This window comes from Caldisericia bacterium (assembly GCA_030018355.1).
Lineage (GTDB): Bacteria > Caldisericota > Caldisericia > B22-G15 > B22-G15 > JAAYUH01.
Genome location: JASEFN010000003.1, coordinates 47,631 through 61,899 on the forward strand (window position 1 = coordinate 47,631; position 14,269 = coordinate 61,899).

Annotated in this window: 13 protein-coding genes and 1 tRNA gene; 3 read left to right on the top strand and 11 right to left on the bottom strand. The window is 28.2% G+C overall.

Going from position 1 to position 14,269, the window contains the following annotated elements; translation table 11 throughout:
- Together QMD25_03560 and QMD25_03565 are read right to left on the bottom strand one after the other, a co-directional pair.
- The coding region (locus tag QMD25_03560) for a YCF48-related protein (protein ID MDI6861078.1) at positions 1-513 on the bottom strand (513 nt) is incomplete at its 3' end.
- A 72-nt stretch (positions 514-585) separates the two neighbouring features.
- Positions 586-3,924 (bottom strand): stalk domain-containing protein, encoded by a 3,339-nt coding sequence (locus tag QMD25_03565; protein MDI6861079.1) that lies wholly within the window; start codon positions 3,922-3,924, stop codon positions 586-588.
- A 142-nt stretch (positions 3,925-4,066) separates the two neighbouring features.
- On the opposite strand from QMD25_03565, the gene QMD25_03570 reads away from it, so the two are divergent.
- On the top strand, positions 4,067-4,471 hold the full coding sequence (locus QMD25_03570; GenBank protein MDI6861080.1) for an NUDIX domain-containing protein: 405 nt from the start codon (positions 4,067-4,069) through the stop codon (positions 4,469-4,471).
- Positions 4,472-4,497: 26 nt separating this feature from the next.
- Here QMD25_03570 and QMD25_03575 read toward each other — a convergent pair whose 3' ends face one another.
- The 9 genes from QMD25_03575 to QMD25_03615 form a co-directional block, all read right to left on the bottom strand.
- Entirely contained in the window at positions 4,498-5,247 is a 750-nt protein-coding gene (locus QMD25_03575) for an SIMPL domain-containing protein (GenBank protein MDI6861081.1), read from the bottom strand.
- 60 nt (positions 5,248-5,307) lie between these two features.
- Entirely contained in the window at positions 5,308-5,991 is a 684-nt protein-coding gene (locus QMD25_03580; GenBank protein ID MDI6861082.1) for a hypothetical protein, read from the bottom strand.
- 5 nt (positions 5,992-5,996) lie between these two features.
- Positions 5,997-6,557: an RNA polymerase sigma factor gene (locus QMD25_03585; protein ID MDI6861083.1), complete on the bottom strand. Its 561-nt coding sequence runs from the start codon at positions 6,555-6,557 to the stop codon at positions 5,997-5,999.
- 77 nt (positions 6,558-6,634) lie between these two features.
- A complete protein-coding gene (locus QMD25_03590) occupies positions 6,635-7,990 on the bottom strand; it encodes a S1 RNA-binding domain-containing protein (GenBank protein MDI6861084.1) in 1,356 nt (451 codons plus the stop codon).
- Between the two features lie 12 nt (positions 7,991-8,002).
- Positions 8,003-8,359 carry a 50S ribosomal protein L20 gene (rplT, locus tag QMD25_03595; GenBank protein MDI6861085.1) on the bottom strand — a complete coding sequence of 119 codons (357 nt, stop codon included), beginning with the start codon at positions 8,357-8,359 and terminating at the stop codon, positions 8,003-8,005.
- 1 nt (position 8,360) lies between these two features.
- A complete protein-coding gene (rpmI, locus tag QMD25_03600) occupies positions 8,361-8,561 on the bottom strand; it encodes a 50S ribosomal protein L35 (protein MDI6861086.1) in 201 nt (66 codons plus the stop codon).
- Entirely contained in the window at positions 8,518-9,087 is a 570-nt protein-coding gene (gene infC / locus QMD25_03605; GenBank protein MDI6861087.1) for a translation initiation factor IF-3, read from the bottom strand. Before infC ends, rpmI begins: the two co-directional genes overlap by 44 nt.
- Positions 9,088-9,114: 27 nt before the next feature.
- Positions 9,115-11,031, bottom strand: coding sequence for a threonine--tRNA ligase (gene thrS, locus QMD25_03610; protein MDI6861088.1), 1,917 nt, complete (start codon positions 11,029-11,031; stop codon positions 9,115-9,117).
- Positions 11,032-11,058: 27 nt separating this feature from the next.
- Positions 11,059-11,133: transfer RNA gene (locus tag QMD25_03615), tRNA-Val, on the bottom strand.
- A gap of 94 nt (positions 11,134-11,227) precedes the next feature.
- Between QMD25_03615 and QMD25_03620 the strand changes: the two genes are divergently transcribed.
- Together QMD25_03620 and grpE are read left to right on the top strand one after the other, a co-directional pair.
- Positions 11,228-13,648 carry a PQQ-binding-like beta-propeller repeat protein gene (locus tag QMD25_03620; GenBank protein MDI6861089.1) on the top strand — a complete coding sequence of 807 codons (2,421 nt, stop codon included), beginning with the start codon at positions 11,228-11,230 and terminating at the stop codon, positions 13,646-13,648.
- Between the two features lie 114 nt (positions 13,649-13,762).
- The gene (gene grpE, locus QMD25_03625) at positions 13,763-14,269 is read left to right on the top strand and encodes a nucleotide exchange factor GrpE (GenBank protein MDI6861090.1); all 507 of its coding nucleotides are present in this window, start codon (positions 13,763-13,765) and stop codon (positions 14,267-14,269) included.

Below are 14,269 nucleotides of genomic sequence, written 5' to 3' on the forward strand. Positions count from 1 at the left end.
TCCATTACTCTTTTTAACCCAATTTTCTCCACCATCAATAGATTTATAAACTCCACAATTTGATCGTAATCCAGCATACAAAATTTTCGAATTATTGGGATTAATTTCTAATGCAAAAATACTTTTATTTTCAGGTAATCCATTACTCTTTTTAACCCAATTTTCTCCACCATCAATAGATTTATAAACTCCAGGACCTGCTGCTACATATAATATGTTAGAATTATTTTGGTCTACAATTATTGAGTTAATATTATTTTCAGGTAATCCATTACTCTTTTTAACCCAACTTTCTCCTCCATCAATAGATTTATACAAATCTTTACTAGTGCCTATATAAAGTTTTTTACTATCTTTATTGTCAATTGCAATCGAATACACTTTTTCACCATAAACTTTATATATAGTTTCCCATTTTTTCTCAAATTTATCGATTTCATTATTAGATAATAAAATATTGAAACTATAAAGGAAGATTATTAAAATTAAACAAAAATTAATTAACTTTTTCATTTTATAAGCCTCCTTTATTTTGTCTCTTTTTTCATTTTAAAAGGGAGGAAAGTATCCTCCCTTTAATAAATTTTATTCCCCAGGATAAGTAATCTTTACTACTTTAAGATTTGGATCCCAATCAACTTTACACCCAAGATTTTCTGCAATGAATCTTATTGGTAACATAGTTCTACCAGGTGGAATTGTTATAGGTTTTACATTTGGATTTGTTGGATCAATCAACTTATATTCACCATTAACTGTTGCAAGATTTTTTCCTATCCAGAGTTCAATAGTTATTCCTTTAAAATTAATTGTGACTTTTTGTTCTTTTGCTTCCCAGCCAACTTTTGCTCCTAATGCTTCAGCAACATATCTAATTGGAAGTAGAGTTCTTCCTTCAACTATCATTGGAGCAACATCCATATTTTTCGTCTCATTATTTTGATAATAAAAAGTTCTACCAATATAAAATCTTAAAATTATCACTTCTATATCTTTCATTGTTTTAATTCTGATTTCATTTGAATAATTTGATTCACCAAAAGAGTTAAATGCTTTAATTCTATAATAATATGTTTTATCTGGAACGAGGTTTTTATCTACATATTTATTAGAATCTTTTGGTAAAGTAGAAATAGTAATATAGATTCCACCTTCTTCTTTTCTTTCTAATATAAATCCATCCTCGTTATCTGAGTTATCTTTCCATGTAAGCGAAATTTCAGATTTTGACACCGCCTCACCCAAAAGGTTCGTTGGTGCATTTGGTTTTGTTCCACATGGTGGAGTTATTACCATAAATTCATTAGAAGATGTAGAAACGCCATATGAATTGAATGCATAAATTATATAATAATATTTAGTATTTCCTAAAACAGTTGTATCAGTATATGTTGTTTTATTTGAAGGAAGGGTTGCGAGAAATGAATAACTACCACCTTCAATTTTTCTTTCCACTTTAAACCCATCCTCATTATCTGAATTATCTTGCCATATAAGAGAAACTTCACTGCATGAAGATGCAGAAGCAATTAAATTTGAAGGAGGATTTGGAGAAACTCCAATTTGTGGAGTTGTTGCATTTGCTTCATTTGAAAAAGGAGAGTATCCATAAGTATTAAATGCTCTTACTCTATAATAATAAGTTGTATTTGGATTAACAATATCTATAAATTCTGTTGTGTTTGCTGGAAGTGTTTTTATTTCACTATAAGACCCTGCTAACTCTTTTCTTTCTATTTTAAACCCATCCTCATTATCTGAATTATCTACCCATGTAACTTTTATTTGAGTTGGAGATAAAACAGTAAGAGTTAAATCATCTGGAGCGTTTGGAATTGTTCCACATGAAGGAGTTGTAACTATTTTTTCATTTGAACTATTTTCTCCATAATCATTAAAGGCTATAACCTTATATGTATATATTTTATTTTCTGATACTGTTTCATCAAGATATGTGGTTGTATCAGAACCAACAGTAACTAATACAATATATGCTCCACTTCCTTCTTTTCTTTCTATTTTAAATCCATCTTCATTATCTGAATTATCTGTCCAATTTAATTGAACTTGGTTACATGATAAAATATTTGCATTTAAATTAGATGGTGAATTTGGTGGATTTCCAAGAGGTAAAGTTGTTGCACTTGCTTCATTTGAAGAAGATTGACCAAAAGAGTTATATGCAATTACTTTATAATAATATTTTGTATTTGGAGAAAGAGAAGTATCATTATAAGAAGTAATATTTGCTCCTAATGTGGCAATTTCTAAATATGAACCACCTTCAATTTTTCTTTGAATTTTAAAACCTGTCTCATTATCTGAATTATCATTCCAACTTAAATTTATCTGAGTTGATGAAATAACATTTAAAGTTAAATTTGATGGTGCATTTGGTGGTGTTCCACATGGTGGAGTTGTAATATTTATTTCATTAGAATATCCAGAGTCACCATAACTATTTTTTGCCTTTACTCTATAATAATATTTTGTATTTTCTGAAACAGAAGTATCTGAATAAATTATAGTATTGGCTGGTAATGTCGCTATTATTGAATAGATTCCTCCTTCAATTTTCCTTTCCACTATATAATTTGTTTCATCTGATGCATTATCAAGCCAAGACATATCTATTTGATTACAGTTAACAGCAGTACCTTGCAAATTTGTTGGTGATGCTGGAGGAGAACCAAGTTGTAAAGTTTTGGCAGAAACTGTATTTGAAAAGGTAGATTCATTTAAATCTCTTTTAGCTTTTATCTTATACCAATAAGTAGTGTTTGGATTACATGTTGTATCTATATAACTTGTATTTGAAGAAGAGATTGATGTTAATCCAAAGAAGGTAATGCCATCTGTGCTTTTTGAAATTGATATTGAAGTTGCATTTGAATCAACTGGATCCCAATTTAATCTAATTGAGTTTGGTGAAAGTGGAGTTGCTGTAAGATTTGTTGGAGTTTTTAAAACATAAACCGTTAAATTTATATTTTCAAAACTATCTCCTGCACTATTATAAGTTCTCACTTGATATATATGAGAACCATAATTTGTTTCAATAAAATTTTTGTTAAAAGTTGAGTTTGAAAGCGTAAATTTTAGATTATAAGTATATATTGGTGGAAGTGGTGGAGGAGGAGTTAATTTAATAACTTCATATATTTTAAAACCCAATATTGTTGTACCTGTTGGATAATTTGTATATGTCCATACAAGGTAAACTGTATTCCCCTGTGCGCTACCTGAAAAAGTGTTTACACCTTTTGGAAATGTTTTAAGAGCAATTTCTGATGACCAACCGCTAAAATCATCATGTATCCCAGTTTCATCATATCTTCTTAATGTTAAAGAGTATTTATATTCTGTATTTGGTAAAACAGTTGTATCTGTATAAGTTGTTAAAGTTTTATCTATTGTCGCAATTTTTAATGGCCAGTCAGGGCCAGGAATTGTGTTTCTCCAAATTTCAATTTTATTAGCATTACTATCAACTGGATTCCATGAAAGTTTTAAATCATACTTTCCAGAAACATGTTCAACTTTTAACCCTGTTGGTGTTACTAAAACATATGTTTCAAGATTTGAAGTATAACTACTATAAAGTATTGTAAATAACCATTTCCATCTTGTTCTAATTCTATAAATATGTTTTCCAACAGATTGTCCTGTAAAAGTTTTTTTGAGATTAGGGTACATAACTTCAGCAACTTTATTCCATGTGATACCATTATATTCTTCAATTTCAAAATAGTAGTCTCCATATGGATATGGTAAAGTGTATTTCCATTCAAGTAATATAGAAGTACCTGATGAATAGGCTACTGGATTTTCGGGTTTATTTAGATTTGTTATCCCAAGAACAGAATGCAAGTTTAAACTTAATAAAATAGTAATTAAAGTTAGTAAAAGAGTTAATTTTTTCAATTTTTTCTCTCCTTTCTCAGAAAATTTTAGAATTTAATTAATTTAGTATTAATCAAATCCAAAATTTTCCGACATATTAGTATTTATTTCATTATATTATAATTTTTATAAATTTTTATAAAAAATTATATAAAATTAAAATATGAAAAACCTTATATCATCTGGTGGAGTAATAATTAATCAAGATAAAGTTTTAATCTTAAAAAGAGATAAAACATGGGTTTTTCCGAAGGGAAAAGTAAAAGAGAATGAAAATTTAATTGAAACTGCAAAAAGAGAAATTTTTGAAGAAACAGGAATCAAAGTTGATGAACCTCTATTTTTTATTGGAACAACAAAATATAAATTTGTAAAGGAAAATGAAATATATAATAAAGAAGTTCACTATTATTTATTTAAAGTTGATACTTTAAATGTAAATATTGAAACTAGTTTTATTGGTTTTGGTTGGTTTTATTTTGATGAAGGATTAAAAATTTTAACTTTTAAAAATGACAAAAAATTATTTAAAAATGCTTTAAAAAAATTAAAGGAGGCCAATTTATAAGGCCTCCCACATTATTTTTAAATAAATTAAAAAATAAATTTAACATTTACAGTAACTTGAATTGATTGTAATCCTTCGTAAATTGGAGTAGTTATTTCAGGTGCTGGCATTGTTTTTAAATCATATCTTATTACTGGAAATGAAATATCTGAAATATTGATTTCTTGAACTCCTTTAATTTTCTCACCAATTGTGTTTAGGGCTGTTTCTGCTTTTTTCTTTGCATCTTCCATTGCAAACTCAATTGCTTTTAGTTTCAATTCATTTTTGTCTAAAATATCAAATGTAATTCCATAAACTACATTAGCGCCATTTGTTGTAGTTGCATCAAGAACTTCCCCAATAAACTTTGTATCAAGTTTTCCATCTTGAGTTTTCTTTGTGATTTTTATATTTAACACATTTCTAACTTTATAACCTGTGACAACTGGTGGCTCATTTTGAGGATAAAAATAAACTGGAGAGATTGAATATTCAACAGTTTCTAACTCATCTTCTTTAACACCTAATTTTAAAAGTGCTTTAACAATTTGATCCATAATTTTTGCATTCTCCTCTGCTGCTTCTTTTGCGGTTTTTCTTTCTATTTCAACTCCTACGCTAATATAAGCAACATCTGGCTTAACATAGACTACACCCTGACCTGTAACTGTTAAAAAATTTTCTGATGATACATTTGACATTTGATTTACTTCATTTTTTCCAAAACTTACACCAAAAAGGGACATCCCTAAAATTAAAACTGAAATCAAAAAAAGTGTTAAAACTTTTTTCATACTTACACCTCCTATTTATTTAAACTGAAATTTTTCAAAAAAGTTTCAAAATGGAGAAACTTAAGAAGGATAAACAAAAAATTGAATTTTATTCACTTCTAAATCAAGGATTATAATCCAAAAACCCCTATTTCCTAAAACTTTTATAAAAAATAAATTATCTTTTATAATTTTTATTAAAGAGAGATTGTTTTCATTTATAAATTCAAATCTTTGATCTTTCTTTAATACATTTAAAATTTTATCAATTAAATTTCTGTCTATAATTTTAAATGTTTCTTCTTTTTGTTCAATTTCATTTAAATCAATATTATTTTCTTTTAAAAAATTTTCATTATAAATTAATTTTTCAAAATTTCCATCCTTTTCAAAAACAATAATTCCACTTTTAAACTTTTTTATTAAAGTTCCATTTTTATCAATTTCTACTTTTTCAATTTCATCATTTGAAATTATTTTATTTATTTCTTCATCATATATTTGATTCATTGTTTTAAATGTTTCGGGTGGTTTAAATAATGCTTTATTTCTTAAAGATAGATTCTTATAAATAAAAATTGTTGGTAAAATTATAAGAATAATTATTGTAGCAAAAGAAAAAACTTTTTTATAAAATAATTTTCTTGCTCTCTCTTTCCTTTTATCATAAAGTTCAAAAAGGCGCTTTTTGAGTTCTTCTTTAAACTCTTCGTCCTTGATTTCAATTTTCTTTACATTCTTTAAGAATTCTTCAAATCTTTCCATCATATTTATAAACTTATATCTTTTAAAAAAGTTTCATCTTCTTTTATAATATCTCTTAACTTCATAAGACCCCTTCTAATTAAAGTTTTTACACTATTCTCATTCATATTTAAAATTTCACTAATTTCTGAAATTTTTTTATTTTCTAAAAATCTCAACGATATAACAGTTTGATATTTAATTGGTAATTTTAAAATAGATTTTTGCAAAAGAAAAAACTTTTTTTCATAAGAAATTGAATTTAAAAAGTCAATTTTTTCCTCACTATCAACATCTTCTTTTAAAAGCAATTTCCCCTTTCTTTTAATAAAATCATTAACAACATTCGTAGAGATTTTAAGTAAAAAAAATAAATATGGTTTTCCAATATCTCTATATTTATCTAATGACAAAAGTGCTCTTGTAAAAACTTCTTGTGTTAAATCTTTTGCATCTTCTTTTGAGCCAATTCTTCTGTATATATAATTCAAAACATCATAAAAATACTCTTCAAATAAAATACCGAAAGCACTTTTATCAAATTTTGCCCTTTCAATTAACTCTTTTTCCTTTTCTCTATCAAACATTAATATATAAAAATAAAAAAATAAATATTTAAAATAAGAATTTGAGATTTAAAACAATATTAATTTTAAATAATTTATTAACCTTTAAGGAATTTGAGTTTTTCTACCTCTTCTTCGTCAACAATGTATTCTGATTCGATCTTTTTTTCTTGTACTACCTTCCTTCTAATTTCTTCTTCAAAAAGCGCTTTAATTGAGAGTCTCATTTTTCTATCTTCTGGTTTAAGTTCAACAACTTTTGCTTCAACTTCTTGGCCAATTTGAAGCGCCTCTTCTGGTTTTTTGATTTTCTTTAATGAGATTTGAGAAACATGAATAAGACCAGTTACTCCTTCTTCAAGTTCAATTACTGCTCCAAAAGGTAAAAATCTAATCACCTTTCCTTTAACAATTGTTCCAACAGGATATCTTTCTTCAATATTATCCCATGGGTGTGGCTTTGTTTGTCTTAAAGAAAGAGAGATTTTTTCTTCTTCTGGATCAACTTTTAAAATTTTTACTCTAATTTTTTGTTTTTTCCTTACCACTTCTCTTGCAGGTTTTCTTGGTCCCCATGTTAATTCTGATAGATGAATTAATCCTTCAACACCTTTGCCAAGATCAACAAAAACACCAAATTCTACAATTCCTACAACTGTTCCAACAACAATTTCTCCTTCTTTTTCTTTAAGTTGGTAAAAATATTCTTTTCTTTCTCTCTCTTTCTCTTCCTCTAAAATAACTCTTCTTGATACAATAATTTTTCTTATCTCTCTATCAAATTCAATTATTTTAACCTTTAGTTTTTTGTTTAAATAATTTGATAAATCTTTCTTTTTTACTATGTCTAATTCAATTTGTGTTCTTGGTAAAAATGCAGGAAGACCCAAATCAATTAAAAGACCACCTTTAACTACTCTTGTAACAGTTCCCTCTATCTCTCTTTTATTTTCATATGCTTCTTTAAGTTCTCTCCATACTTTCTCATAATCTGCTCTTCTTTTTGAAAGAACAAGATCTCCTGTTGGTCCTTCGCTTCTTACAACGTAAACATCAATTTCTTCTCCCTCTTTTACTATATCCTTTGCAGAAACTCCCTTTTCTTTTGTTAACTCTTTAAGTGGAATATATGTTTCAAATTTTCTTCCAACACTAACAAGAGCACCATCATCTTCAACTTTTACAACAATTGCTTTAATTATTTCTCCTTTCTTAAATTTTCTTGGTAGATAATCTTCTGTTATTTTCTTTATTTCTTCAAGTTCTTCATTTGAATTTTCTTCTTCCTCCTCTTCCTCCTCTTTTTCCATTTCAGATAAAATATTTCTAATTTCTTCTTCTCCTAATGATTCTTCCTCTTCTTCCACCTCCTCCTCTTTTTCTTTTTCATTTTCTTCACTCATACTCTCTTCAAACTCTTCATTGTTTAAAAACCTTTCTTCCCTATCCTCCATAAAAACCTCCTTTTAACCTAAATTCTCCTTTGCCTTTTCGACAAGAAAAGCAAAACTCTCCTTGTCATGAATGGCAAGTTCAGATAGCATCTTTCTATTTAAATTTATTGCAGCCTTTTTAAGCCCATATATAAATCTTGAATATGAGACACCAAATTCTTTAAGTGCAGCTGAAATTCTTGTTATCCATAATCTCCTCATATCTCTTTTCTTTAATCTTCTTCCTACATAAGAATAGTGTAGTGCATGTTCTACTGCCTCTCTTGCAACTCTATATCTTACAGATGCTGCACCTCTAAAACCTTTAGCAAGTTTAAGAATCTTTTTTCTCCTTCTTCTTGTATATGGACCACCTTTAACCCTACTCATATTAACCTCCTAAACCAAGTAGTTTTTTTACAAGATTTCTATCTTCTTTAGAAACTTCTTTATACCTCAACTGTTTCACCTTTTTTCTTGAACTTTTCTTTTCAAGGTGGTGTGAATGTCCAGTTCTATTTCTTAATATTTTTCCAGTTGCAGTTATTTTAAACCTCTTCTTTGCTGTTTTCGGTAACTTTATCTTGGGCATCTTTTAAACCTCCTTTTTTGATTGGACCTATTAGACACTCTATTTTTTTACCCTGAAAGAATGGCTCCTTTTCAACCATTCCAACAGGTGATAACTCTTTTATAACTTCATTAATAATTTCAAACCCTTTATCCTTATATGAGAGTTCCCTTCCCCTAAAAATTACACTAACCTTAACCTTATCACCATCAATAAGCCAATCTTTTGCATTTTTAATTTTATACTCTAGATCACCCTTTCCTATAAATGGTCTTAACTCAAGATTTTTAACATCAAAAGTAACCTGTTTCTTTTTGGCTTCTTTTTTCTTTTTAGTCATCTCATACTTAAATTTTCCATAATCCAGAATTTTACAAACTGGAGGATTAGCATCTGGATTGATTTCAACAAGATCAAGTCCTTTATCTTCTGCTATTTGTAATGCTTCTTGAATTGGATAAATGCCTAACTGTTTACCATCACTATCTATAAGTCTCACCTCTTTTGCCTTAATCGCCCTATTAACTCTAAGAGAAAACTCTTTAATGGTAAATCACCCCCCTCTTTTTTTCTCTCACTTTTTCTCTAATACCTCCTTTTTAAGTTTTTCTAAAATTGTATCTAAATCAAACATACCTAAATTTCCTTCGCCTTTCTTTCTAACAGAGATCATTTCTTTTTCTTTTTCTTTTTTTCCTATAACAAATATATAAGGCACCTTCTCTGTTTCTCCTCTTTTGATCTTTTCTTGAAGGTTTTCATCAGAAAAATCAGTCTCAACTCTAAATCCATTTTCAAGAAGTTTATTATATAATAATTTTCCATAATCTTCAACATCTTGAGTAACAGTTATAAGTTTTATTTGAACAGGTGATAGCCAAAGAGGGAAGTTTCCTGCATAATTTTCAATAAGTGCACCAAAGAATCTTTCAATTGAACCAAGAACAACTCTATGTATCATTACAGGTGTATATTCTCTACCATCTTTACCCATATATTTTAAGTTAAACCTCTGAGGTAGATTGAAATCGACTTGAATTGTTGGGCCTTGCCATAATCTATCTAATGAATCTTTAAGTTTTATGTCAATTTTTGGACCATAAAATACACCCTCACCTGGATCAATTTTATAATCTACACCCTTATCTTCAAGCGCTTTTTTAAGTGCTTCTGTTGCTTTATCCCAAAGTTCTAGTGTTCCCACATATTTTTCTGGTCTGGTTGACAAAAATATTTCAAAATTTCTAAATCCAAATGTATTCATCATATAAAGAGCAAAATCTAAAACACCAATTATTTCATCTTCTAGTTGCTCTTCAGTGCAAAATATATGAGCATCATCTTGAGTAAATCCTCTTACTCTTAAAAGTCCATGAAGAACTCCAGATCTTTCATATCTATATACAGTTCCTAGTTCAAAAAATCTTAAAGGTAACTCTTTATAACTTCTTGTTTTTGATTTATAAATCAAAATGTGTCCTGGGCAATTCATTGGCTTTACAAGATATTGGACATCTTCAATATTTATTCCTGTGAACATATTTTCTTTATAATATGACATATGACCAGATATTTCCCAAAGTTTTTCTCTATAAATATGTGGGGTATAAACAAATTGATAACCTCTTTTTAAATGTTCCTCTCTTTCAAAATCTTCAATTATTTTTCTTATCATTGCTCCCTTTGGATGGAAAAATATTAAACCTGGCCCAGCTTCGTCTGGATGAATGCTAAAAAGATCTAACTCTTTTCCTAATCTTCTATGATCTCTTTTCTCAATTTCTTTTAATCTTTCTAGATAATTTGTTAAAGACTCCTCATCAAAAAATGATGTTCCATAAATTCTTTGTAAAACTTCCCTTTTTTCGTCACCTTTCCAATAACTTGATGAAGATGATAAAAGTTTGAAGTGCTTTATAAAACTTGTATTTGGAAGGTGTGGTCCTTTGCATAGATCAATAAATTCACCAACTTTATAAATTGATACAAAATCATCTTCAATTTCATCTATAAGTTCAAGTTTAAATTTCTCATCCTTAAACAAATTTCTTGCAGTTTCTTTATCAATTTGCTCTCTTTCAAATGGAAGAGTGATTTTTAAAATTTCTTTCATTCTGTTTTCTATTCTTTCTAAATCTTCAGGAGTGAATGGGTTATCAACTAAAAAATCATAATAAAAACCATTTTTTATCGAAGGTCCAATTCCAAGAAGTGCATTTTTAAATAGAGATTTAACAGCATATGCAAGAATGTGAGATGTTGAGTGATTTAAAATATCAAGTGCCTCAGGCTCTTGGAGTTTCAGAAATTTTATCTTATCACCCTTTTTTGGAATATAATAAAAGTCAACAATTTCATTATCATTAACCAATGCACCAACAAATTGTGAATTACTATTTAATAGTAAAACGTTTAGCAAATGAAAAAGATTTTCACCTTCTTCAATTTGAAAATTTTCATTCAAGTTTTCAACAAAAATATCTATTTTCATAGGTTTCACCTTTAAAAAAATAAAAAATGGTGGGCGATGGTGGACTCGAACCACCGACCTCTTCGGTGTCAACGAAGCGTTCTACCTCTGAACTAACCGCCCACTCTATAGTTATATTATATTATTTTGTCTTTTTGTCAAGATAGATTTAATCCTAAATTTAATATATAATTAAAAAAAATTATGGAGGTAAATTATGAAAAAAATTTTAACAATCATTTTAATTTTTATAATTTTTCTATCCTTTAAATTATGGGCTAAAGGAGAGACTGAATGGAATACATATAGAGGTAATAATTTAAGATGGGGCTATGGTGAATCGAATTTCTCTCCACCTTTAATGGAAGGGGCTTATTATATTGGAAATGCTACTTTTACATCTCCAATATATGCGGATGGTAAAATTTTTGTTGGTTCAGGAGATAAAAATTTATACTGTTTTGATGAAGAGACACTAAAGCCTCTATGGACATATGAAACAGATGGAGCAATAATTGGTGCACCTGCGTATGATGATGGAAAAATTTATTTTGGAACTGTTGATGGATATTTTTTCTGTCTTGATATAACTAATCCTCAAAAATATCTTTGGAGATATAATACTTATTCAAAAATTTATACATCTCCTTTAGTTTTAGGAAATATAGTCTATTTTGGAGTAGAGACAGGGCTTGTTTATGCATTAAATAAATTTAATGGAAAAGAAGTATGGAATTCACCTTTCACAACAAATGGAAAAATTAATTCTTCAATTGCTGGAGATGATACATCTATATTCTTTATTTCTCAAGACGGATATTTATATGCAGTTCATCCATTAACTGGTGAATTATTATGGAAAAGAACAGTTGGTCCAAATGTTAAAGCAACACCAGTTATAAAAGGTAATTATGTTTATATTTTGAACTTTCAAGGACAACTTTTAGCAATAAATAGATTAACTCGAAATCAAGATTGGTACTACTCTTTAAATCAAGATACAACCACTACACCAGCAATTTCTGGTGATCTTGCAATAGTTGTTGGAAATAATGGAAGGGTAGCCTGTGTTGATTTAAAAACTGGAAAAGCAAGATGGGAGAAAAGTTTGGGAGGCAAGTTTGATACTTCACCTGTTGTTACAGATAGATATATTTTTATTGGAGACAACTCATCAACTTTATATATGTTATCAATTGAGAATGGAACAACTCTATGGTTTACAAAATATGAAAAAGGTTTTTATAATGATTTTTGTATTCAAAATAATAAATTATATACACCCATGCTTGATAATTCATTAAGATATTTTATTTCTCAACCTCCACCATTTTTGACAGTTGAACCATTAACTCTTGATTTTGGAGAAGTTGATGTAAACTCAAAAAAAACTTTAAGTTTTATAATAAAAAATAAAGGAGGAGGAACCTTAACTGGTAAAATTTCTGCTGAGAATTTCTATTGGATTAAAGTTTTTCCAACAGAATTTTCTGCAAATGAGGTTATAGTTAATGTAACAGTAGATACAACAGGATTTTCTATGGAAACAGAATATAAAGGCAAAATCATTATTAAGTCAAATGGAGGAGATGCTGAGGTTTCTGTTATACTAAAGACAAAAAGTTTACCACCAAAGTTAAGTGTTACTCCTAAACTAATTGATTATGGAAATATAAATAAAGGAGATAAAAAAGTTATTCAGATTCAAATTAAAAATTTAGGTGGAGGAAAACTATTTGGTACACTTTCAACTGATGTTAATTGGATTCAATTTGAAACAATAAATTTTGAGGGAAATGATATAAAGGTTAATGTAACTCTTAATGCCGAAAATTTAATTGTTGGTCAAAGATATAAAGGTCTTATTTATGTTGAATCAAATGGAGGGAAAGAAACAATAGAAATTTATATAAATGTGGTTGAACCCAATCCAATTCTTTTTGTTGATACAAACACATTAAATTTTGGAGAGGTTAAAAAGGGTGATTCACCATCAAAAATATTTGTAATTTCAAATAAAGGTGGTGGAACACTGAGTGGAACAATTTCAACATTGGATGATTTTATTATTTTAAGTACAAAAACATTTTCTGGAAATGAAGTTAGAGTAACAGTTACACTTAAAACAGATAACCTCATTGAAGACAAATTATATGTTGGAAAAATTGAAATTAACACACAATGGGGTAAGGCGACCATTGAAGTTTATGTAAAGATATTGAAGAGAGAAGAAACAGTTCAAAAAGTAGTCATAATTTTACAAATTGGAAATAAAGTTATATATGTAAACAATCAACCACAAATTATTGATGTCCCACCACAGATAATTGAAGGAAGAACTCTTCTTCCAATAAGATATGTAGTTGAGCCACTTGGTGCAAAAATTTTCTGGGATGATGTTGAAAAAAGAGTAACAATTGAATTTAAAGATATTACTATAGATCTATGGATTGGAAAAGCACTAGCAAAAGTTAATGGTAAGGAAACTCCAATTGATCCAAATAATCCAAAAGTAGTACCTATGATTATTAAAGGAAGAACAATGCTTCCTGTAAGATTTGTTGCAGAAAATTTAGGTTGTAAAGTGGATTGGGATGGAGCAACAAAAACTATAACAATAACATATCCTAAAGATTAAAACAAAATTAATTAATGTATCGATTTTTCTCTATTGACAAAAAGAAATGATTATATAAAATTTATATTTAGGTTAGCACTCTATGTTTAAGAGTGCTAATTTTAAGGAGGAGACATGGAAAAAAGAGATGATTTAACATATGCTCTTTTTAAAGTTCTAAAAGAAAAAGAGGATGAATTAAGAAAGTTGAAAGAAGAGATTAAATCTTTAACTCTCCTAATTAAAAAAGAGAGGAGAGATCTCGAATATTTTCAAAAAAAATGGCAAGAAGAAGAGAAGTTGAGGGATATCAAAAATAGAGGTGAAATTATATCTTCTCTTTTACATATATATGATAGTATTGAGGGGGCCAAGAGTAAAATTAAAGATGAAAATTTATTAAACGGACTTTTATTAATAGAAAAACAATTTTTGGATTTTCTTAAAAAAGAGGGAGTAGAAGAAATTGGAAATGTTGGAGAAAAGTTTGATCCATCCCTTCATCAAGTAATAAGTATTGATATTACAAATAAAGATGAAGAGGATGGAGTTATAAGTGAAGTTTATAGAAAAGGTTATAAGATAAAAAATTATCTTATAAGACCTGCTTATGTAAAAGTTTACAAAAAGGAGGTAAACTAA

Coding starts and splice junctions, on each gene's coding strand:
- QMD25_03570 (MDI6861080.1), top strand. CDS start 4,067: ATGAAAAACCTTATATCATCTGGTGGAGTAATAATTAATCAAGATAAA.
- QMD25_03575 (MDI6861081.1), bottom strand. CDS start 5,247: ATGAAAAAAGTTTTAACACTTTTTTTGATTTCAGTTTTAATTTTAGGG.
- QMD25_03580 (MDI6861082.1), bottom strand. CDS start 5,991: ATGGAAAGATTTGAAGAATTCTTAAAGAATGTAAAGAAAATTGAAATC.
- QMD25_03585 (MDI6861083.1), bottom strand. CDS start 6,557: ATGTTTGATAGAGAAAAGGAAAAAGAGTTAATTGAAAGGGCAAAATTT.
- QMD25_03590 (MDI6861084.1), bottom strand. CDS start 7,990: ATGGAGGATAGGGAAGAAAGGTTTTTAAACAATGAAGAGTTTGAAGAG.
- rplT (MDI6861085.1), bottom strand. CDS start 8,359: ATGAGTAGGGTTAAAGGTGGTCCATATACAAGAAGAAGGAGAAAAAAG.
- rpmI (MDI6861086.1), bottom strand. CDS start 8,561: ATGCCCAAGATAAAGTTACCGAAAACAGCAAAGAAGAGGTTTAAAATA.
- thrS (MDI6861088.1), bottom strand. CDS start 11,031: ATGAAAATAGATATTTTTGTTGAAAACTTGAATGAAAATTTTCAAATT.
- QMD25_03620 (MDI6861089.1), top strand. CDS start 11,228: ATGAAAAAAATTTTAACAATCATTTTAATTTTTATAATTTTTCTATCC.
- grpE (MDI6861090.1), top strand. CDS start 13,763: ATGGAAAAAAGAGATGATTTAACATATGCTCTTTTTAAAGTTCTAAAA.